Genomic DNA, 20,437 nt, shown 5'->3' on the forward strand with positions numbered 1-20,437 from the left:
TCCGTCCGGGCCGGTTCACAGCACCGTCGTCAGCACACCGCCGTCGACGCGTACGGCCGTTCCGTTGATGGCGGACGCGAGCGGGCTGGCGATGAAGGTGACCGCGTTCGCGATCTCGCCGGGTTCGATGAAGCGGCCCAGCAGGGTCGTCCGGTTGGCGCTGATGATCGCCGCCTTCAGCTGCTCCTCGGGCAGAGACTGCGCGCCGGCCAGCATCCTGACCGTCGCGGCGACGCCGTCGGAGTACGTCGGGCCGCCCAGCACCGAGTTGACGGTCACCGCGGTGCCCTTCGTGAGCTTCGCCAGGCCGTTGCCCACCGCGAGCATCGCCGTCTTGGACGTGCCGTAATGGATCATGTCGGCGGGGATGTCGACGCCCGACTCGCTGCTGACGAACACGATCCGGCCCCACCCTCGATCGAGCATGGCCGGCATGAGCCGGCGCGCCAGCCGGACGCCGCTGAGCACGTTGACCTCGAAGTAGAGCCGCCAGTCGTCGTCGGAGATCTTCTCGAACGGCTTGAGCTCGAACAGCCCTACGTTGTTGACCAGGATGTCCACGCTCGGGATCTGATCGCACAGCCGGTCGACGTCCTCGGTGACCGCGAAGTCGGCGGGCAGACCGCTGACCGACGCACCCGGCACCTCGCGCCGCAGCGCGTCGACGGCCTCGGTCAGCTTCTGCGGATCACGGCCGTTGAGGATCACGGCGGCGCCCTCGGCGGCCAGGGCCTTCGCGGTCGCGTAACCGATGCCTCGGGTCGATCCGCTGATGAAAGCGGTCTTGCCAGTGAGCTGCAGGTCCATTCGTCCTCCTCGTGAGCGCCGCCGGCCGGGGCCGGGGCCTCGCACCCCTGCCGGACGGTCCGGCAGCGGTCGGTTACGAGGTTGCCGCGGACGAATGAGCATTCGATGAGCAGCTGCCCGCCCGTCTCGCGGACAGCGGCCCGGGACGGCTCACCTGATCGCAGGAGTGCGCAGCGCGGCCAGCTGCTGCTCGACGCACCGGGCCTCGCGGGTGCGTTGCTGCTGCCGGTACAGGTCCAGCGCCTGGCGCCAGGCGTCCTCGGCGGCGGCGTGCTCACCGAGTGCTTCGTGCGTCTCGCCCAGGTGGGCCAGGGTGTCGGCGGCGTAGGCGGCGTTGCCCAGCTCACGGAACAGCGCGAGGGCCTGGCGGTAGTGGCGCAGGGCGGTGGGGTGGGCGGCGCTGAGGAACGCGACGTAGCCGAGGCTGTCGAGGGTCGCGGCCTCGCCGTTGCGGTTGCCGTGCCGGCGGTAGAGGACCAGCGCCTGCAAGGACAGCGTGCGCGCCTGACCGTGGTCGCCGAGCTTGGCGCTGTACCAGCCGGCGAGGTTGAGCGCGTCGGCTTCCCAGGTGGTGTTGCCGAGTTCGCGGTGCAGGCTCAGGGCTCTGGTGGCGTGGGCCAGGGCCCGCCGGTCGTCGCCGTGCTGGCCCCAGACCCAGGCCAGGGTCTGGTGGGTGTGGGCCTGGTCGGTGGCCGCTCCGCCCTGTTCGAACAGGGCCAGGGCCTGTTCGAGGTGGGTGACGGCGTCGGGGTGGCGGCCCAGCGGGGTGAGGGAACGGGCCAGGAGCCGGTGGGCGATGGCCAGCGCCGCCGGGTCGTCGAGTCGTTCGGCCGCGGCGAGCCCGGCCTGCCAGGTGTGGAATCCGGCCTGCAGGTGCCCGCGCTGCCAGTGGTAGCTGCTGGTGGCCCAGGCCAGCTGCCACACCCGCAGGTGCCAGCCGTGTTCTTCGGCCCGGCGCTGGACGGCGAGCAGGCAGCTGTGTTCGGCGTCGAACCAGGCCAGTGCGGCGGCCGCGTCGGTGAGCGGGTGGGCGGGGCCGGGCGCCGGCTGCGGCCCGGGGTCCGCCGGCCGCTGCGGGTCGAGCAGGCGGTCCCCGGTGTATGCGGTGCGCAGGCAGAAGTCGAGCAGCCGCTGCACGGCGGCGGCGAGCGCCGGTTCGCCGTCGACGTCGCGGCACCGTTCGGCGGCGTACAGCCGGAGCAGGTCGTGCATGCGGTATCGGCCGGGCTGGTGTTCGCGTACCAGGTGGGCAGCGTCGAGCAGGCGCAGCAGCGGTCGGGCCTGCGCGGTCGCGAGCCCGGCGAGGGCGGCTGCCGCGGGCAGGCTGATGTCGGGACCGGGGGCGGTGCCGAGCAGGCGGAACAGGTGGGCGGCCTGCGGTGGCAGCGCGCCGTACGAGGCGGCGAACACGGCACGCAGGTCGGTGGTCAGGTCGGCGGTGTCCAGGGCGTCCAGGCGGGTGGCGGCGTCGCGCTGAGGGCGAAGTCGGGGCGGGCGGCGGCGCGGGCCGCGACGATGCCCAGTGCCAGCGGCAGGCCGGCGCACCAGCGCAGCAGCGCCGCGACGGCGACGGGTTCGGCGGCGGTCCGTTCGCGGCCGAGGTGGGCGCCCAGCAGCCGGCGGGCTTCGATATCGGTGAGCAGGTTCAGGTCGAGCAGCCGGGCGCCGTGGGCCGTGGCCAGACCGGTGAGCCGGTTGCGGCTGGTGACCAGCACCGCGCAGGTGGCGCTGCCGGGCAGCAGCGGCAGCACGTGGGCGTTGTCGCGGGCGTCGTCGAGCACGATCAGCAGCCGCCGGCCGGCCACCGTGCTGCGGAACAGCGCCGCCTGCGCGTGCGGGTCGGCGGGGATGGCCGCGGCGGGCACGCCCAGCGCGTCGAGGAAGCCGCGCAGGGCCGCGGTCGCGTCGACCGGAGGTTGGGTGGGGTCGAAGCCGCGCAGGTCGACGTACAGCTGCCCGTCCGGGAAGCGGTCGGCGGCGCCGTGCGCCCAGTGCAGCGCCAGCCAGGACTTGCCGACGCCCCCGGCCCCGGTGATCGCGGCGATCACCGGTGCGTGCGGCGCGGCTTCGGCGGCGGCGTCGAGCTGCCCGAGCTCCTCGGTGCGCGCGGTGAACAGCCGCGGCGGCATCGGCAGCTGCCGCGGGACCGGGTGGGGACCGCCGTGACCGGTCGAAGGCGGCGGTTCCGGCGCTGCCAGGCAGGGGTCGTCGGTGAGGATCTGCTGGTGCAGCCGCCGCAGCGGGGCGCCGGGGTCGGTGCCCAGTTCGTCGGCCAGCCGCAGCCGCGTGGCCTGGTAGTGCGTCAGTGCGTCGGCGGGGCGTCCGGCGCGGTAGAGGGCGATCATGAGCTGGCCGGCCACTCGCTCGTCCAGCGGGTGTGCGGCGGCGCGCACCGCCAGCGGGGTCAGCAGCTCGTCGTGGCGGCCCAGGCCCAGCGCGAGATCGGTGCGGTCGAGTTCGGCGGCGTGCCGGTCACGTTCCAGCACGTCACGTTGGGCTGTCAGCCAGGGGGTGTCCAGGCCTGCGAGCGCGTCGCCCTGCCACAGGGCCAGGGCCTGGTCGAGCAGGGCGAGGCGGGCCGGTCCGGGGGTCGTGTCCCGAGCCTGCCCGACGAGTTGCGCGAAGCGGTGCGCGTCCACGGTGGCCGGGTGCGCGGTGAGCTGGTATCCGCCGTGCTCGCGGGCGACGGTGACGCCGGTGGCGGTCAGGGCCTGGCGCAGCCGGGACAGGTAGCCGTAGAGGGTGCTGTGCGCGCGGCGGGGCGGCTGCTCGGCCCAGACCCGGTCGATGAGCTGGTCGGCCGACACGGTCCGGCCGGCCTGCAGCAGCAGCACCGCCAGGACGCTGCGCTGGCGGGCGTGGCCCAGGCGCAGTGTCCGGCCGTCGTGGCGCGCCGCGACTTCGCCGAGCACTACGAACTCCACCGTCACCGAGACCCCCACCTGTCGATCCGAGCCCGTCTTCAGCGCATGACGCGACGGGCTCTGTCCACAGTGGTGGGTCGTGATAGATACCACAGGGGCACGGCCCTGGCGGTGAACGCCAGGGCCGTGACCGGTAGGGCTGCTTACTTGGGTGCGGGCGAGGTGTACCCGACGACGCCGCCGCCCCAGTTGTTCTGGAGCACGTGGGTCACGCCGTCGGACTGGTTGCCGCCGACCACGTAGCGGTTGCCGTCCGTGCTGGTGTCCTCGTACGACGTCACGATGGCGACGTGGTCGATGGTGCCGTTGCCGTCCCAGTCGTAGACCGCGGCGTCACCCTTGCGCGGGACGTAGCTGCGGCTGGTGTGCCAGGTGCCGTTGTTCTGCCCGTAGGTCTTGAAGCTCGACGCGGCCGCGGTCAGGCCGGTGTACTTGGCCCCGCCCCAGTAGAAGGCGAACTTGGCGAAGTCGGCGCACCAGGCGCGGGCCCGCCAGTTGACCGCACCCCAGGACTTGGTGCCGTCGCGGTACATGTACCCGTTGGTGGTCTTGCCGCACTTGCCGGCGTAGGTCGTGCCGTCGAAGCGGTCGTTGTTCGGGTCGGCCCAGAACCCGGTATAGAAGTTGCAGTCCTCGGTGGACGTCTCGGACAGCCGGGCCTTGACGTCGGCGTTCGTCGAGGTCCACTGCTCCCAGGCGATGTTGCCGACGTCGATGCCGAGCGCGGTGTCCGCGGCGCTGGCGGGGGTGGCCGCGCCGAACGCCGCCGCCGTCACGGCGACCGCCGTCACGAGCATCATGCGGATCGATTTCATGGTGATCTCCTCTGGGGGTTGGGGATGGGTCAGAGCCGCGAGCCGCAGCGGCGGTCGGTGTTGGCGTCGCTGGTGCACAACTTCAGGTAGACACCGGACTTGAACAGCCCGTACCACTCGCCGTCGGCCCAGTCGCCGACGCCGCGGGCGGCCTCGTCGAGCTCGACGCCGAACGCCGACGTGGCCGGGGTGATGAGGTACACCTCGGCCCGGCGGCCGTCCTTGTCGGTGTCCTCCAGGAAGTAGCGCAGGCCGGTGCCGATCGCGTCGACACAGATCTCGAACTCGAGCCGGGCGCCGTTGATGCTGGCGATGCCGTCGCGGCAGGTGGCCGCGTACGCCGGCGCGGGTGCCACGGCCAGCGCACTGCCGGCCAAGGCGGTGGCGACGGCGGTCAGCGCGCCGCGCCTGAGGATCGTCTTCACATTCTCTCCTTTTCGGAGGTGGGTGAGGACCACTGTCGGCACGCGGCCTTGGGCCGACCTTGGACGAACCTTGGATCACCGCCCCGGCCAGGGCCGCCTGGCGGCGGGCGTCGCAGGACAGTGGACGACGCGACTCGCCGCTACGATGCGCGCGTGAGCGATGATTCCGATCGGATACCGATGGACCTCGCGGCCTACGAGCGCCGGACCCGCTCTGGAAAGTGCTTCATCTGCGCGTTCCTCGCCGGCGAGCCCGGCTACGAGCACGAACTGGTCTACGACGATGACACTCATGCCGCGTTCCTCAGCCGCTACCCGACACAGCCCGGCTACACGCTGGTCGTTCCACGTCGTCACGTCGAGGACGTGGTCCGCGACCTCACGGCGGACGAGTATCTGGCGTTGCAGGCCGTGGTGCATCGGATCGCTCGCGCGGTGGGCGAGGTGACGCAGCCGGAACGCACCTATCTGCTGTCGCTGGGGAGCATGCAGGCAAACGCGCACGTCCACTGGCATGTTGTGCCGCTGCCGCCCGGTGTGCCATACGAGAAGCAGCAATACCACGCGCTGATGGCCGAGAACGGCATCCTGAACCACGGCCCGGAGCAGATCTCCGACATGGCGGCGCGGATCCGCACCGCACTCGGCTGAACTCCTGCGGCTCCTTCAGTCCCCACCGCGCGCGTCGGGTGGGTCGCTGACGATGGCGCGCATGACGGGTTCGCAAGCCGTGTCGGCCAGGCCTGGGTCGTGGTCGTCCGGTGGCATCGCGAGCAGCGTGAGCACCAGCCCTGTGCCGGCTCGCGGAGCCTTGCACCGCCGATCTTCATCCTGAGGCGTGTTTCGTCATATCGGGCTGGTGGGATGTGCCTGTCCCCTACGCTCGCGGCGTGAAGGGGTTCGCTCGGCGGGAGTTCCAGCTGATGCTGCTGCGGCGGATGTCCGACTTCCAGCCGGAACTGGTGGAGGCCGCGTGCGCCGAGCTGTCGGCTTCGCACAGCGAGTACATGACAGCGCACAACCGGTGGCAGACGATGCTGCGGTCGCGGTCGGCGCCCAAAGGGCTGCCGCTGTACGAGGCGGTGCTGGGCCCGGCCGACGAGCGGCAGCAGGTGCCCTACGGCGACGTGGTGCTGACGGCGCACCGCTGGCGGCTCGCGGGGCTGTGGCCGGAGCTGCGCTGGGAGGCGCTGGTGGGCACGGAGGACTTCGTGCTGCACGGGTGGCTGGTGCGGGCGGCGGGGGCACCGGTGCCGGCGCTGGGCCCGGTCGCCGGGCTGGCCCCGTGGTCCTGTGTCGTCGACGACGTGCTGGCCCGGTTCCCCCAAGCTCGTCAGCGTGACCCGGAGGTGCCGGCCCGGTGGGGTGTCGACGTGACCGACGGCGACATCGTGCACCGGCTGCTGTTCGTGCACGGACTGCTTCAGCAGGTGACGCGTTAGACCTCGACGGCGTCGCCGGGTCGGACCCGGCCGGGGTGCAGGACCTGTGCGTAGACGCCGGCGCAGGGCTGCGGGCCGAGGGCGGGCAGCGGCACGACCCGGTGGTGTCGGACCAGCACCCGCAGCGCGTCGGGGTCGTGGGGCAGGTCGCCGTGGGCCAGGGACGGCACCGCGCAGCGGGGCGTCGCGACGATGACCCGCAGCACCAGGTCGTCGCCGATGCGCAGGTCGTGGCCGACCCAGTCGTCCTCGGCGAAGCCGTCGCCGGGCAGGTCGACGACGATGTTCGGCCGGTAGCGGCGCGCGTCGGCGCGTCGGGCCGGATGCAGCGCGGCGATGGCGCGCAGGGTCGCCGTGGTGAGCAGGTGAACGGGCGCGAAGTCGAAGAAGGTGCCCGGGGCCGCGCCGCCCAGGGTGCTGGTGACCAGTGGCACGGCCGCGGTGACGCCGTCGCGCAGGACGGCGTCGGGGTCGGCGCGGTCGAGCTGGGCCTGCTCCGGCGGGTTCGCGGTGAGGGCGACGTCGCGTCCGAGCAGCGCCGACATGGTTTCGGCGGCGGCCGGGTCAGTGCTGTGCACGTCGAGGCCGCGGCCGGTGATCCGCACGCCGTCAGAGTCCGTCGCGGCGGTGAGGGTCAGCAGCCGCTGCCAGAGCCGGGGATGTTTGGCGCTGGCAACGCGGCCGGTGCCGAGGTCGATCACGGCGAGGGCGCGGTCGCCGGCCACGCCGGTCTCGGACACGTCGGCTACGGCGAGCTGCTCGCCGAGCAGGGACTTGACCGGGTAGCGGTGCAGCGCGGCGACCTGCGCCCTCGCCGCGGTCACGGGTGGGCCCGCTCGGCGGCCGCGACGACGTTGCGGAACAGCATCGCCACGGTGGTCGGGCCGACGCCGCCGACACGGGGGGTGATCGCCCCGGCGACGGTGGCGACCGACTCGTCGACGTCGGGCAGGATACGGCGGCCCTCGTAGCGCACCCCGCCGCCGACGACGACCGCACCGGGCTTGACGTGCTCAGGCTGGATGATGCCGGGCACACCGGCGGCGGCGATGAGGATGTCGGCGCGGCGGGTGTAGCGGGCCCAGTCCTTGACGCCGGTGTGCACGACGGTGACCGCGGCGTCGGCGGTGGGGCGCTTCTGCGCCAGCAGCATCGCCAGGGGCCGGCCCAGGGTCGCGCCGCGGCCGAGGATGACGACCTCCCGGCCGGCGACGCCGATGTCGTAGTGGGCGAGCAGCGCCTCGATGCCGGCGGGAGTGCAGGGCAGCGGGCCGGGGATGCCGAGGGCGAGCCGGCCCATGTTGACCGGGTGCATGCCGTCGACGTCCTTGTCGGGGTCCATGGCCTGCAGCGCGGCGTTGTAGTCGAGGTGCCCCGGGATCGGGTACTGCACGAGCATGCCGTGCACGGCCGGGTCGTCGTTCCAGGCGGTGATGACCCGCTGCACGTCGGCCTGGGACGCGGTGGCGGGCAGGTGCTCGTGCGGGGACGCGAAGCCCAGCGCGGCTGCCTGCTGCTGCTTGATGCGGATGTAGCCGGCGCTGGCGTCGTCGTCGCCGACCAGCAGCGTGGCCAGGCTCGCGGTGACACCGCGGGCGCGCAGGGCGGCCGAGCGGGCGGCGACGTCGGCGAGGACCTGGTCGGCGACGGGTTTGCCAGGCAGCAGCCGGGCGGTGGTGGTCGCGGACATGCGGCTCCTTCACGCGGTCGCCCAGGCGGTCGGCTTCCGCGGCGTGGCTCCCCGATGGTCGTTCCCATCCTCTTGCCGCCGGTCGCAAATTTCGCTACACAGCATGCCTCATGACCCGGCTGCCCGGTCGAGGGCGTCGGCATCGGCGCACCGGGTCAGTCGGCCCGTGGCTCGGTGTCTCAACGGCGTTGTAGCGGCGACTTGTCGCCCACGAGCCAGAGATGCCCGTACGGATCGAAGAAACCCCCTTGGCGATGTGTTCCCCAGGGCGCTTCGTGGTCTCGTACCGGATCGTGGTAGTGCGCCCCGGCAGCTGCGGCGCCGCCGGCGAACGAGTCCGGGTCGTCAACGAAGACCTCGACGCGAACCGTCGTGGTGCCCAGCTCAATCGGGCTCTCCCAGCGGTTGCCCTCCGGTTGGGCCAGAAAGAACGGCGCCCCGCCGACCTCCAGGCCGATCACCGAGCCGAGGTTCCACAGCTCGGTGGCGCCGAGGGCGCGTTGATACCAGGCGGATGCCGCAGGAGCGTCCGGCACCGCGAGCATCAAAGAGATAGCGGTCACGACCCGCACGATACGCCCTGACTGGCAGGCCCGCAGGCTGCGAACATGGTGTCGGCCGGAGCGGTTTAAAGGGACGGCACTCTGTCTACTGCGAGTACTTGGCGACGTAGCGCTCCGGGTCCTTGTCCCGGAAGGTCAGCCCCTTGCCGGAGGGGTGCTCGGCGTAGAAGGCCAGCCAGTCGGCTCCGAGCCCGGCCCGCAACTCGTCTCCCGCGTGCCGGCGGAAGTCAGGCAGGCCCTCGTCCTCCTCCTCTGCGAGAGGCTCGGTGTTCTCCCTGCGGGCGGCCCAAACCGCAGTCCACCACCTGTCGGTGCCGACCTCGTGCTTGCGGGACTCGGCGATCGCGTCACGGATCTTGTTGTGGTCGCGGATCGCGTCGAGACTTTCGTCCTCGGCGTCTTCCCCACCACGCCTGATCAGATGCGGATACAGGATGCGCTCCTCCGCCTCGGCATGTATCTCCAGGTGCAGGGCGAGGGGCTCCCAGATGCTGCGCATCTGCTGCGGGTCTTTGGCGTCGTCGAGACGCGCGAAGGCGCGGCGAAAGGATGCATGATCGTCGAGAATCAGCGCCGTGATGTCGTCCATGCACTCGTCTTACCGCACCGCAGGGCGCACAAAACCGAGGTCGGCCAACTGCCCGGCCTCGAAGCATGCACGCAGCGGCGTGCCGGTCCCGCCCGGACAGGGCGGGACGCCGTACGTGGTGCGAGCAGGGCGCGTGCCTCCTGTGGCGGCTCGCCGCGCTTCTGGGCCATCGTTCGGCGTACACCTGGGTGTACTCGGTGCGCGCCGCTTCGATCTCGACCGGGCGGTCGCAGGAGGCGGCGAGCGCGGCCGCCTGCGCCGCCTGCGGTGCGGTCGGCTGCTCGGCGCAGGCGGCCGGTGGCGCGGGCGGCAGCAGCAGCGCCGCGGCGCAGGTGCAGGTGCACAAGAACAGTCGACGCATCATGGCGCCCCGCTCCCACTGTCGCGAAGGGATGAATGTCGCGACAGCCTGCGTCAGGCGGGTTACTCGACGCCTACATCACGGTTGCACCGCAGGCCCGGTGTGCTGGGGCCGACGCCGACCGTGGCGCGCATCGCGATCCGGGCGGCCGAAGATCCGCGGTCGATGCCGATACCTCGCGAAGTGCCGCCAGCGCACGGCGCGGTACGCCGCCGCGAAACTCGATCATGGCCATCCGCTTCATCGGCTCGAAGTACGCTGGCGTCAGACAGGCGGTCGAACCCCCGAGTCCGCGACATCGGGAAGGGAGCCGGATCCATGTTCACCCGCCGAGGTTTCGTCGGCCTATTGTGCCTTGTCACGACGCTGGTGCCGGCCGTGCCTGCCGCCGCATCCGCAGCCGCCGCAGAAAAACAGACAAAACCGACAATCGTTCTAGTACATGGCGCGTTCGCCGACTCCTCCAGCTGGAACGGCGTCATCCCGCTACTGCAGTCCCAGGGGTACCGCGTGATCGCCGACGCGAACCCGCTGCGCGGCGTGACCAGCGATGCCGCCGACCTGTCCGCCCTGCTCAAGTCCATCGACGGACCAGTCGTGCTGGTCGGCCACTCCTACGGCGGCAGCGTGATCACCAACGCCGCGGAGGGCAACCCCAACGTGAAGGCACTGGTGTACGTGGCCGCCTACGCGCCGGACGCGGGCGAATCGGCGGCCAAGCTCACTTCGCAGTTCCCGGGCAGCACGGTCGGCACGTCGCTGTCCCCGCCGGTGACCGCGCCGGGAGGCAAGGACCTCTACATCGATCCCGCCAAGTTCCACGCGGAGTTCGCCGCGGACGTGCCGCAGGCCCAGGCCGCGTTGATGGCAGCCGGCCAGCGCCCGGTCACGGAGGCCGCGCTGAACGAGGCATCGCCCGGTGCGGCCTGGAAGAACGTTCCGTCCTGGTTCGTCTACGGAGCCGCAGACAAGATCATTCCGCCGCAGGCGCACGCGTTCATGGCACAGCGGGCCGGCTCCAAAGAGACCGTCGCCGTCGACGGCGCGTCACACGTGGTCATGGTGTCCCACCCGGACCAGGTGGCGAAGGTCATCCAGAACGCCGCCAACACGGTCGGCTGACCGCGTGCAGATCCGAACACCGGCGGTGACGCGCGGCGACAACCATCAGCAACCGATCGCATAGGTGCCGCCAGTGAAGGTGATGACGGAAGGTTTGTCCTCGTTGAGCGTCTCCCGGATGAACCCTCCGTAGGAGCCGCTGACTTCGGACACGTGCGGTGCCACCAGCTCGAGGATGGCCAAGACCTCACCGAGGCCGTCGTCCAGATAACAGGTGCGGGCGTAGAGACCCCACTCGTGGCGGCCGTCAGCCGTCGTCAAGGTGCGATGCAGTTGCAGCCGCGCCACGTCGCCACCGGGAAGCCGGCCGTCCGGATCGGGATCCAGCAGCCGCCAGGGCTCCACTGCGCGTCCGGCGGGCATCCTCACGGCCACCGGCACACATGCAGTCGCGCAGCGCATTGCCGGAGACCAACTCAGTCCCAGCCGACCTCGTCGATGTAGTACTGGCGTTCGTCGATCGGCTGGTCCTGGCCCGACTCGACGATCTCTGCGATCATCTGCGACGCGTCGCCGAGCACGTCCAGCACCGATCGCAGCAGCATCTGCTGCAGACCGAACCACCCGTGCGCGTCGTCGTCGGCGTACGGAGGCTGCGCGTCGTCGCGCACCTGCCGCAGCCGCTCCAACCTTCCGTCCGTGGCCAGGGCTGCCAGCCGTCCGTCAAGGCCATGGCTCCGCTCGGCGAACATCTTCTGCGTGTTGGTGATCCACTCCTTGAGTTCGGCGCGCGACTGAGCCGCGGTGCCGAGCGTGGCAAACTCGTCCGCACCGCCCCGCCTGACCAGCAGGCCCAGCTCGGCGCGCGCACCGGCGGCGTTGAGGCAGGCCGCATACAACTGCCGCGCCTCATCGGCCAGGCGGGCCAGCTCGGCCCGCTGCGACGGGGCCAGTCCCATCGCGCGCCGCACGAACGCGGCAAGGTCATGCTGCACCGGTGGAGGGGACGACTCCCGCGCCGGGGTGCCGATGCGGGTCGTGATGCCGCTGCCCAACCCGCCGAAGTAGTCCACGAGCACATCGAGGCCGCCGATGCGGCTCGGGTCTCCGCCACCGACCCGGACCAGGTCCGACAGCAGTCGGTGGTCGGGCACCATCCACGGCTGCTGGGGCTTGCCCGTCCGCTGCTCGCGCCACCATCGCTGGAACGAGGCCTCGTCGGAGATGCCGATGGCGTGCAGCCGGATCCCGACGGCTCGGTAGAGCTCGTCCATGAGCGAGACCGCGTCGGTCGTCGCCGCGATCGCCTCGCCGGTGGCGTCCTCACCCTTCGGATTCCACTCGGCACCGTCGCTGACCAGCACGATGAGCTGGTCGTTTCCTGGCACTCCGTGTCGGTGCAGCAGCTCCGACGCGAAGTGCAGCGCGCCGCCGATGTCGGTGCTGTCGTTCTCCGGTCGCACCTGCAGCACCGCCCGGCGGAACGCCTCACCGACCGCCGGATCACTGTCGGCGCTCATCTCGGCCATTCCACCCTCGCGAGGAAACGTCACCTCGCATCGGGACGTGAACCGGACCAGGGCGATCCGCGAGATCCGGCCCGCGGTGGTCAGGCGTGCATCCAGCATCCGCGTGAGCGCCCGCCGCAGGGCCTCGCCCCTATCGATGTTCGGCTGACCGGCACGCCAGCTGGCCAGGTCCTCCGTTCCCGCGGTGGGGACATCCTGAATGCTCATCGATCCGCTGCAGTCGGCGAGGATCACGATGTCGACGCCAGTGCGCCCGCTCTGCCCGTACAGCAGCAACTGGGTTTCGCCACCGATGCGCAGCAGGCCGTCGATCGCCCGACCGTACTGGTCCGCGGCCGAGCGGACCCGGAACGGCACCCCGTTGACTGTGGTCCAGACTCCCGCGTCGGAGGTGAGGCACAGCACCCGGCCGCGCAGTTCAGCCGAGCCCAGCAGCGCCTTCGCCGAGTCCTGCAGCGAGCCGTCGGCCATGGGCTCCAGCACGATGCTAGCGGCGGTCACCGCGTGCTGCGGCGCGAGCTGCCAGCCGGCCGAACCGGGGTCGATGTCATGATCGGCGGCCAGGTCGGCACCGATCGCGACCACGCCCCGGGGCAGTTCGGCCAGGGGATACAGTCGGACACCCAGTCGTAGCGTGGACGTCAACGACAGCATGCCGCAGTCGTGCTGGAGCAGTTCTTCGCGCGACACGCCGACGCGATCGGCGCCGATGAGACCGGCTTCGGGCACTACGACCAGCCGGTGGCGGTCACCGGACCACTGCGCGCTCATAGCTTCTCCAGCTTGATGTCCAGGCCGAGCCGGCGCTGCAGTTCCTTGATCGTGGCCCCCTGCCTGCCGATGAACAGCGCGGTCAGCTCGCCCGGGACGCGAACGTAGATGGCTTTCAGATGCGGCTTGAACTCGGAGAACGTGATCCGTGCAGCGAGGTCATGCCGCCCGGTGTCGGTCAGAATCTGCTTGAGCTGGGCGAAGTGCCGCAGGCCCTGCGCGTCGCGTTCCCGCTCCACGTCGACGTCGGCCCGCCAGTTGCCACGGTGCTCGGCCACCAGTTCGGTGAGGCCTGGTTGTCCGCTGTGCCTGGCTGCGGTCCGCTCGACCAGTTCCAACAAGACCGCGATCGTGAGGAGCTCCCTGCGTACGTTGATGAAGATGTGACGCACGGTGGTCAGCCGAGGCAGCTTCAGGCTGCGCTGAGTCGAGCGGCGGCGGGCCGTGCCGGCGAGGATCTGGTAGATCAGCTCATCCTGCGGCAGGGTCGGCAACCGCCGATAGTGGTCTGCGCACAACACCAATCCGCGCCGGTGCGGGCCGTAAACCTGCCAGCGGTACGCGTGCCGCGGGCATGCCCGCCGAGCGCAGGCATGCCCGTCGCCGGTGAACTCGCACTGCAGGCTGCCCGTGCTGGCGCAGCCGGCGGTGGCGCAGGCGGGGAAGCGGGCCGTGTAACAGGGCCCGCAGTAGAAGGTCAGCGGGTCGCCTGGGTGTGCGCGAACGTGCAGGTCACACCACGCCTTGCGGAGATGGCACTGCGGCCCGGCGCACCAGACCGTGGCGGTGCGCCCGCATGAGCAGGACGGCACGTGCCTCGGGCAACTGACCTGCTGGAAGTTGAGGTTCAGGATCACCGCGTGCTCATCGCACACTCGCTGCGCCGGATCAGCCGAGCCGCAACTGCCGCAGATGAATGGCCCGTATCGGGTCACCCCCGCCCCCGCGCACGTGGCGCAGCGGTAGGCGATCTTCGGTGGTTCCATGATGCCGCAGACGGCGAACCTGGTGGAGGCGTCGACGCGCTCGGGGCAGCGATCCACATTGATCACCCATACCCCGACCCGGCCGCGGCCCTGGTGATCCCATTCGAGCCTGTCCTGGCGCCTGAGGTCCAGCCCGGTCAGCCTGGGCTCGAGCTCGCTCCACAGCACCCGGTAGCCGTCCGGGCCGGCAGGGGGCTCCCGGAACGCCCGCAGGTCGAGCATCACCAGCACCTCGGGTGTCATGACGAACCTCCCATGCCGACGATGACGACTTCCAGGACCGCCCGTTGCTCCCCCGACTCGCCACGGAACATGGCGTCGTTGATGAGCAGCAACCGGACGCCGGGCGGTGGCTGCACCAGCTGCCCGCGTACGGCCGCCGCGGCCTCCTCCCTCGACTGCGCGGGCACCCGCAGGCTGAGCATCGCCCGGCCTTCCCGCCCGGCGAGGCGGAAGGCTTCGCCAGCGGGTCCCTCGTCCCAGGTGAACGCGACGCTGCTGGTCTCCCGCGTCAGCGCCCGAGCCGGGCGCAGCACGCGGCGCAACTGCTTGGCCCGCTCCGGCGGCACCCTGCGCAGGGCCGGAATCAGATTGGGCTGCCCGCCGTCACTGACATAGGCCAGCAACGCCTCGGTCGCCATCGCCGCGGAGACGCCCTCCTGCTCAAGCGCGGTGAACAGGGCCACGGACCGGTCGGGGCGCGCGGGCGGGGCGCTGTGCTTGGGACGCTGGCGCGCCGGCGACGCCGCCTGCTTCGCGTCCAGGCGGGAGGCTTTCGGCCGGGGCGGGCGTGGCTTCAGCCGCTGGGCCCAGTACACCTGCGCCAGCGCGGTCGCACCGGGATACCGGGCGGTATTCGCCTCCGTCAGATGGTCACGGCACAGCGGGCCGGGATCGTCGAGCAGCTGTTGGGGGCGGTCCAGCGCAGGGAGCGTCGACGGGGTACGGGCCCAACTGCCGAGCAGGTCGTTCTCGTTGCGCACAGCGAGCGGATGGGATCCGGCGATGGTCAACCCGACGGTGATGGGCGCCAGCTCCGCAGGGGTCGCGCGCATGGCCTGGAACTCGCGGACATGGCTCTCCACCAGGCGCAGTACGCGTTCCCGGGCGCTGGTCGCGGTGTTCTTCGCCGACTGCGGGCCACGGGCGGGCCTGCCGCGCTCGCCCCGGTTACCGGACTCCTCCTCGAACTGGCCGGCGAGTCCGGCGGAGATCGCGCGGGAGCGGTTGCGGTCCAGCAGCTGCTGGTGCATCGCCGGCACTCGCCTGCCGTCGCGCTCGAGCTGCCTGGCCTGCATCGCTATCGCCTGCACCAACATGGCCTGGGCCAGCACGTCCGTCATGAACAGCTGTGCGTCGACGCAGCGCACCGTCACGTTGGCGACTTCGTCGGGCAGGCCGAGTGGGTTGATGTCCATGTGTTCCAGCCGTGACACCCCTTCGTCCCTGCGCAGGCTGTCCTTGACCCGGTCGAGGTGCTCGCGGCTGGCCGAGGCCAGGTAGCGGGTCGACAGGTGATCGGTGGCGTCGGCGAGCCGTTGCGAACCGGTGCGGTCCACCCGCGCACCGCTGAACGCGGCCCGACCACTCAGCGCGATCAGCTCGGGGACATACCGCCGGAACAGGTTGGTGCACAGCTCGCGCTGAGTCTCGCTGACGATCTCGACCGAATGCAGGTCACCGCACAGCCAAGCCGGACCGCCACGCGCACCCAGCCAGCCGCCCGGCAACAACTGCCCGCCCCGGGCCCGCACCGCCGCCGCCAGCACGGCGGCGCCCTCGGCAAGGCCGCGGACCAGTTCCGCCCGGACATCCGGGTCGGGCAACCACAGCATTCCGGTGTCGAGCCACACCACGCCCGCGGCGCGGTCGCTGTGCTGCACGGTCAGCCGTCGCCCGGTGATACGCGGCAGCTCGGGCGGCGTGGCTGCGATCGCCTCGACGATTCGGTCGGGGCCCGCGACGACGAAGCCTTTCCGGATGCGGTGCCGCAACGGCCCGGTGCGATACAGGCTGACGAGCATGGGGCCTCCGCGCGCAGAACACTCGATCCGGTATGGACCATCGAACCGTGGCCCGCCTTGCCGACACAATCAGGCTATCGCTCCGCAAACTGTCAGATTTTCGACAAGTCCTACCTCGTCCCGGCCTCGGTGTTCGGTACCCCGGCGGCAGCGGTGTGGCAGCCCAGCCGGCTCAGCAGCGCACGCAGCCGCTGCACGGCGACATGGGACAGGTCCGGATCACCAGCCAGGGCGGCCCGCCGGTACACCGACCTTGCCACCTGCAGGTTGCCCTCCTGCACGAGGAAGTCACCGAACTCCAGCGCCGCCGCGACCGCCGGTGGCCCCGGCGAGGACACCGCCTGCCGGTAGCAGCGCAGCGCCGCCTCAACGTTGCCGCGCCCGCGTAGCATGCCCGCCAGCGCCCAGGCCGCCAGCGGTGACCAGTGCGGGTGGTCGTAGCCGAGCGCCGTGCGCAGCGCCCGCTCGGCGCCCGGTTCGTCCCCGACCCGGCTCAGACACAGTCCCAGCCGGTAGCCGGCCTCGGGCGACCACTGCGGATGCCCGGCCGCGACGACCCGCGACAGGGCGTCCGTGGCGGCCTGCTGATCGTCGTCGGCCAGCGACAGCGCGGCCAGCCGCAGCGCGGCCAGCGCGCCCCAGTCTCCTGGCTCGCCGTCGGCGACCCTGCGCAGCGGCTCACGTGCGGCCCAGTGCTGTCCGGCCCGCTCGTGCCGCAGGCTCTCGAGGACGAGCGTCGCGGCCGCCTGGACGTTGAGCGCCGCGCCGCGGGGGGCGGCCGACTCGGCCCGGCCGGTGGCGCCACCTGGCCGAGCCCGGGAACGGGCCAGCTTGAGGACGCCCGTGCCCTGGAAGTCACGGCTGGGTCGCACCGGCCCGCGAGTCCGCTCGAAGACGTAGTTGTACACGTCATCGAAGCTGACGAACCCGTCGCCGTCGCTGTCGGCGGCTCCGCCCCGCAGCGCCTCCACCAGGTAACGGGTGAATGGGCTCGGCTCGCCTGGCAGGTCCGCGTCCGGTGCCGGCGTGCCGCGCTGGGTGCCCGCCAGCAGGCCGAAGCCGCGACCAGGAAACGAGTCGGATAGGTCTTGCCGACCCTTGGTCCGGAAGCTGCCCGCGAAGCAGCAGTCCAGAATGAGCACCTTGGCTCCGGCTGGGGAGCTCTCCAGCAGCTGGTCGACCTCGCGGGCGCTGAGTGAGGTGGCGGACAGCCGCTTGGTATCGGTGTCGCGCGCGCAAAAGCGCAGGTCCATCGCGAGCGTTCGCTTACCGTGACCGCTGTAGTAGACCAGCAACTGCTCGTCGCCACGGCCCGACATGAGGAAATCCTCCAGGCGCATGTGCATCTCGGCCCGGTTCGCGTTCTCCATCACGTCCACCTCGGTGGGCAGGTGCAGGCCCAGGTCCGGGTCTGTCAGCGCCTCCCGTAGCAGCGTCACGTCGGTGGGCGGGCCGTGCAACGTCTGCAGCTCGGCCGGGTCCTGCGGGAACTCCCAGTTCGCGAACAGAAGGGCCCGGTAGCGGCGCTCAGCCATTCCCTGCGTGCTCGACCGCCGCAACGATCGCCGCCTGCAGCGACTCGTCGCTCGCGCCGACCGTGTCCAGCGTGACCGTGACCGGACGCTCCCCCGTGATCGTGAGCGTGACGCTGCGGCTGCTGCGCTGGTTGAGCCACTGCCGCAGCACCGTCAGCACCGCGGTGATCGCTCCCGACGCGCCCAGCGCGATGATGACTTCGACGACACCGCCCTTCTGCCCCTGGCCGGGCTTGGTCACCGTGCGCACCTCGACGTACTCGCGCAGTTCCTGGTACAGCGCATGCGTCTGTCTCTGCCAGCCGACGTCAGTGGGGTCGAAATCCCCGTCTGCCGGGACCAGCACGATCTCTACCTCGTTGTCGCTCACGCACACCGCCGTCGCCCTCGGAGATGACTTCCCCACTATTGTCCAGGTAGGAACGAGAGAGGCAAATGCGTCAGACGGGCTGCGCAGGTGGCCGGAGATGAGGCGGCGATGACCGATCAGACGCCCATGTTCGACGATCGCACCTTTTCGGAGTTGGCCGACCAGGCACGCCGGAGGTTCGCCGAACGGCTGGACGAGCTCGGTGCCGCGCGCCGCGACCCGAACGCGGCCGAGGACGCCGTCCTTACCGCCTGCGCGCTGGTCGTCGACGAGCTGGTCCACCGACTCAACCGCGTCGGCGAGCAGCTGCGCGGCCCGATGCTGCACCTGCTCGGATTACGCCCGCGGCCCGCGGGGGTGGCCCGTACGCATGTTCGCTTCTGGTTTCCCGAACCACTGTCCCAACCATTGGACATCCCGCGAGGCGTCCAGATCGCCACGGACTCCGGCGTCAGTTTCACCACCACCGGTGCGCTGCGTGTCAATCCTGCGCGCATCGTTGCGACAGCACTCGACGGCGACGGTGGCCAGAGCCTCATCCCCCAGATCAGCGACGAGAATCCGGCACGCCCCTTCGGGCACTCGAGTAGCGGGGCGGCGTTGCTCGTCGGCCTGGCCGAGCCGGCCCCCGGCGCGGTGGTGGCGCTGAGTATGACCTGGTCAGGCGGGGCGGTGCCGGCGGCACTGCGGCAGGAGACGCGATGGCAGTGCTGGGACGGCGCGGGCTGGCGGCGATGTTTCGTCCGCCCCGGCTCGCAGTGGCTGCCCGAGCGTGGCAGCACGCTGCTGCTGGACATCCCGACCCGGCATGTGGTGAGCACGATCGCCGGGCGGCGGGCGGCCTGGCTGCGCTGGCAGCCCGCCCGAGCAGCGGTCGCGGCGAGCCTGCCGCCGTTGCACGGGATCACCGCCGCAGCCGTGGGGGCGACGGTCGGCGCCGTGCACGCCCGCCGGATCGCCGACGAGCCGCTGGGTGTGCTGGACGGCGAGCCCGAACAGCGGCTGAGGCTGCGCCACCCGCCGGTCGTCGTCGACATTCCCGGCCAGGCGACCGTGGTGGAGACCGACGCCGGTGACGGCTGGCTGCCGTGGACGGTCGTGGCCGACTTCGCCGACAGCGGGCCGGAGGATCGCCATGTGGTCCTCGACCAGTTGGCCGGCGAGTTGCGCTTCGGCCCGGCAGTTCGCGAAGTCGACGGCCGGACCAGGCGCTACGGTGCCGCCGCGCCGACCGGCGCGCTGGTGCGCATTCGTGGCTACTGGGTCGGCGGCGGCGTTGAGGGCAACGTCGATCGCGGCGCCCTGCGCCGACTGCGCACCCCACTGCCGATCCCCGGCGTCCTAGTGGAGAATCTGTACCCGGCGACCGGCGGCACGCAGGCCGAGACCGAGCAGGACCTGTGGGTGCGCGCGCCGTTGGCGGTGCAGGCCGGCGGTCGTGCGGTCACCGGCTCCGACTACGAATACCTGGCCCGTACGGCGGCACCGCACGCCGCCCGGGTGCACTGCGTCGCCGCGACCAGCGGCGAGCTGCGGCTGCTGGTCATCCCCGCGCTGACCGAGGAACAGCAGGCCAGGCCCGCCCCGGAACAGCTGCAGCCCTCGGCGGACATGCTGGCCGCCATCGCCGACCATCTCGAACCGCGCCGGGTGATGGGTGTCCACCTCGTCGTGGAACCCCCTCACTACCAGGGCATATCGGTGCTCGCGCGGATCAGCGCCGGTCGTGGCGCAGATCCCGCGGCGGTCACCGAACACGCCGTCGACGCGCTGTACGCGTACCTGCATCCGCTGACGGGCGGCCGGGACGGCAGCGGGTGGCCGCTGGGACATCCGGTGAGCGCCAGCGAGCTCATGGGAGTGCTGCATCGGGTGGACGGCGTGACGGAGGTCCACGACGTCGAGCTGTACGCTGTCGACCTTGCCAGCGGGGCGCAGGACCCGGCCATCTCCATGATCGAACTGGTGCCCACCGCGCTGCTGCTCTCGGTGGACCACCACGTCCAGGTGAGCACGGCGTGACCGCGAGGCCCGGCCCGGTCACCGAGCAGGTGCCGGATGAGATCGTCGCCAACGACGCCACGGCGGCGCTGCTCGCCCAGGCGATCGACGATTTGGTCAGCCCGCTGCAAGCGGCCGTGCGCGACCTGCAGCCGTCGTTCAACCCGGCCACCGCCCCGTCGGGCGTGCTGCGCTGGATGCGGGCGGCGTTGGGGACGAGCGGTGACGACACCCTGCTGAGCACGCAGGGCCGCAACCTCGTTGGCCAGATCATGACCGCGTACCAGTGGCGTGGCACCGCGCGAGGGCTCGCCCTGCTGCTTGAGCTGCGCTACGGGGTCACCGCGCAGGTGACCGACAGCGGCGGGACATCCTGGTCGCAGTCGCCCGGCACGGCCCCACCTTACGATCATGAGCGGCTGGTACGGATCCGCATCGACGGGGTCGCGGAGCACACGCCACTGCCGGGGCTAGCTGACGTGATCAGTTCAGCGATCCCTCCTCAACTCCGCTACCAGGTCGAATACCGGCCTTGATCCGGCG

20 protein-coding genes are annotated in these 20,437 nt (G+C 71.4%); 5 read left to right on the forward strand and 15 right to left on the reverse strand.

Annotation, left to right across the window (positions count from 1 at the left end; genetic code table 11):
* Positions 1-15: 15 nt before the first annotated feature.
* The 5 genes from AB0B66_RS20655 to AB0B66_RS20675 all read right to left on the reverse strand — a co-directional run bounded on the left by AB0B66_RS20655 (position 16) and on the right by AB0B66_RS20675 (position 4,971).
* Entirely contained in the window at positions 16-807 is a 792-nt protein-coding gene (locus tag AB0B66_RS20655) for an SDR family oxidoreductase (RefSeq protein WP_360531956.1), read from the reverse strand.
* A gap of 150 nt (positions 808-957) precedes the next feature.
* Positions 958-2,352, reverse strand: coding sequence for a tetratricopeptide repeat protein (locus AB0B66_RS20660; protein ID WP_360531959.1), 1,395 nt, complete (start codon positions 2,350-2,352; stop codon positions 958-960).
* On the reverse strand, positions 2,235-3,749 hold the full coding sequence (locus tag AB0B66_RS20665) for a BTAD domain-containing putative transcriptional regulator (RefSeq protein ID WP_360531962.1): 1,515 nt from the start codon (positions 3,747-3,749) through the stop codon (positions 2,235-2,237). The genes AB0B66_RS20660 and AB0B66_RS20665 overlap by 118 nt, the downstream gene beginning before the upstream one ends.
* Before the next feature lie 125 nt (positions 3,750-3,874).
* Entirely contained in the window at positions 3,875-4,546 is a 672-nt protein-coding gene (locus AB0B66_RS20670) for a CHAP domain-containing protein (RefSeq protein WP_360531965.1), read from the reverse strand.
* 29 nt (positions 4,547-4,575) lie between these two features.
* On the reverse strand, positions 4,576-4,971 hold the full coding sequence (locus AB0B66_RS20675; RefSeq protein WP_360531968.1) for a hypothetical protein: 396 nt from the start codon (positions 4,969-4,971) through the stop codon (positions 4,576-4,578).
* A gap of 153 nt (positions 4,972-5,124) precedes the next feature.
* On the opposite strand from AB0B66_RS20675, the gene AB0B66_RS20680 reads away from it, so the two are divergent.
* The gene (locus AB0B66_RS20680; protein WP_360531971.1) at positions 5,125-5,622 is read left to right on the forward strand and encodes an HIT family protein; all 498 of its coding nucleotides are present in this window, start codon (positions 5,125-5,127) and stop codon (positions 5,620-5,622) included.
* A gap of 239 nt (positions 5,623-5,861) precedes the next feature.
* Entirely contained in the window at positions 5,862-6,413 is a 552-nt protein-coding gene (locus tag AB0B66_RS20685; RefSeq protein WP_360531974.1) for a hypothetical protein, read from the forward strand.
* Here AB0B66_RS20685 and AB0B66_RS20690 read toward each other — a convergent pair.
* From AB0B66_RS20690 to AB0B66_RS20705, 4 genes are all read right to left on the reverse strand, one after another.
* A complete protein-coding gene (locus tag AB0B66_RS20690) occupies positions 6,410-7,237 on the reverse strand; it encodes an MOSC domain-containing protein (RefSeq protein ID WP_360531977.1) in 828 nt (275 codons plus the stop codon). The two genes, AB0B66_RS20685 and AB0B66_RS20690, sit on opposite strands and share 4 nt — an antisense overlap.
* Positions 7,234-8,103 carry a tetrahydrofolate dehydrogenase/cyclohydrolase catalytic domain-containing protein gene (locus AB0B66_RS20695; RefSeq protein WP_360531980.1) on the reverse strand — a complete coding sequence of 290 codons (870 nt, stop codon included), beginning with the start codon at positions 8,101-8,103 and terminating at the stop codon, positions 7,234-7,236. Before AB0B66_RS20695 ends, AB0B66_RS20690 begins: the two co-directional genes overlap by 4 nt.
* 179 nt (positions 8,104-8,282) lie before the next feature.
* Positions 8,283-8,666: a VOC family protein gene (locus AB0B66_RS20700; RefSeq protein WP_360531983.1), complete on the reverse strand. Its 384-nt coding sequence runs from the start codon at positions 8,664-8,666 to the stop codon at positions 8,283-8,285.
* An 85-nt stretch (positions 8,667-8,751) separates the two neighbouring features.
* Positions 8,752-9,255, reverse strand: coding sequence for a hemerythrin domain-containing protein (locus tag AB0B66_RS20705; RefSeq protein ID WP_360531986.1), 504 nt, complete (start codon positions 9,253-9,255; stop codon positions 8,752-8,754).
* 739 nt (positions 9,256-9,994) lie between these two features.
* Between AB0B66_RS20705 and AB0B66_RS20710 the strand changes: the two genes are divergently transcribed.
* Positions 9,995-10,738, forward strand: coding sequence for an alpha/beta hydrolase (locus AB0B66_RS20710; protein ID WP_360532369.1), 744 nt, complete (start codon positions 9,995-9,997; stop codon positions 10,736-10,738).
* 45 nt (positions 10,739-10,783) lie between these two features.
* On the opposite strand, the gene AB0B66_RS20715 is transcribed toward AB0B66_RS20710, so the two are convergent.
* The 6 genes from AB0B66_RS20715 to AB0B66_RS20740 form a co-directional block, all read right to left on the reverse strand.
* The gene (locus AB0B66_RS20715) at positions 10,784-11,083 is read right to left on the reverse strand and encodes a hypothetical protein (protein ID WP_360531989.1); all 300 of its coding nucleotides are present in this window, start codon (positions 11,081-11,083) and stop codon (positions 10,784-10,786) included.
* Between the two features lie 71 nt (positions 11,084-11,154).
* Positions 11,155-12,978, reverse strand: a complete 1,824-nt coding sequence (locus tag AB0B66_RS20720) for a vWA domain-containing protein (RefSeq protein WP_360531992.1) — start codon at positions 12,976-12,978, stop codon at positions 11,155-11,157.
* The gene (locus AB0B66_RS20725; protein WP_360531995.1) at positions 12,975-14,207 is read right to left on the reverse strand and encodes a hypothetical protein; all 1,233 of its coding nucleotides are present in this window, start codon (positions 14,205-14,207) and stop codon (positions 12,975-12,977) included. Before AB0B66_RS20725 ends, AB0B66_RS20720 begins: the two co-directional genes overlap by 4 nt.
* On the reverse strand, positions 14,204-15,988 hold the full coding sequence (locus tag AB0B66_RS20730; RefSeq protein WP_360531998.1) for a hypothetical protein: 1,785 nt from the start codon (positions 15,986-15,988) through the stop codon (positions 14,204-14,206). Before AB0B66_RS20730 ends, AB0B66_RS20725 begins: the two co-directional genes overlap by 4 nt.
* Before the next feature lie 110 nt (positions 15,989-16,098).
* The gene (locus AB0B66_RS20735) at positions 16,099-17,523 is read right to left on the reverse strand and encodes a caspase family protein (protein WP_360532001.1); all 1,425 of its coding nucleotides are present in this window, start codon (positions 17,521-17,523) and stop codon (positions 16,099-16,101) included.
* A complete protein-coding gene (locus tag AB0B66_RS20740) occupies positions 17,516-17,893 on the reverse strand; it encodes a hypothetical protein (RefSeq protein WP_360532004.1) in 378 nt (125 codons plus the stop codon). The genes AB0B66_RS20735 and AB0B66_RS20740 overlap by 8 nt, the downstream gene beginning before the upstream one ends.
* A 108-nt stretch (positions 17,894-18,001) precedes the next feature.
* Here AB0B66_RS20740 and AB0B66_RS20745 point away from each other — a divergent pair, with 108 nt between their 5' ends.
* Together AB0B66_RS20745 and AB0B66_RS20750 are read left to right on the forward strand one after the other, a co-directional pair.
* Positions 18,002-19,915: a putative baseplate assembly protein gene (locus tag AB0B66_RS20745; RefSeq protein WP_360532007.1), complete on the forward strand. Its 1,914-nt coding sequence runs from the start codon at positions 18,002-18,004 to the stop codon at positions 19,913-19,915.
* Positions 19,912-20,430, forward strand: a complete 519-nt coding sequence (locus AB0B66_RS20750; protein ID WP_360532010.1) for a phage tail protein — start codon at positions 19,912-19,914, stop codon at positions 20,428-20,430. Before AB0B66_RS20745 ends, AB0B66_RS20750 begins: the two co-directional genes overlap by 4 nt.
* Positions 20,431-20,437 lie beyond the last annotated feature (7 nt).

This window comes from Catellatospora sp. NPDC049111 (genome assembly GCF_040648615.1).
GTDB lineage: Bacteria > Actinomycetota > Actinomycetes > Mycobacteriales > Micromonosporaceae > Catellatospora > Catellatospora aurea.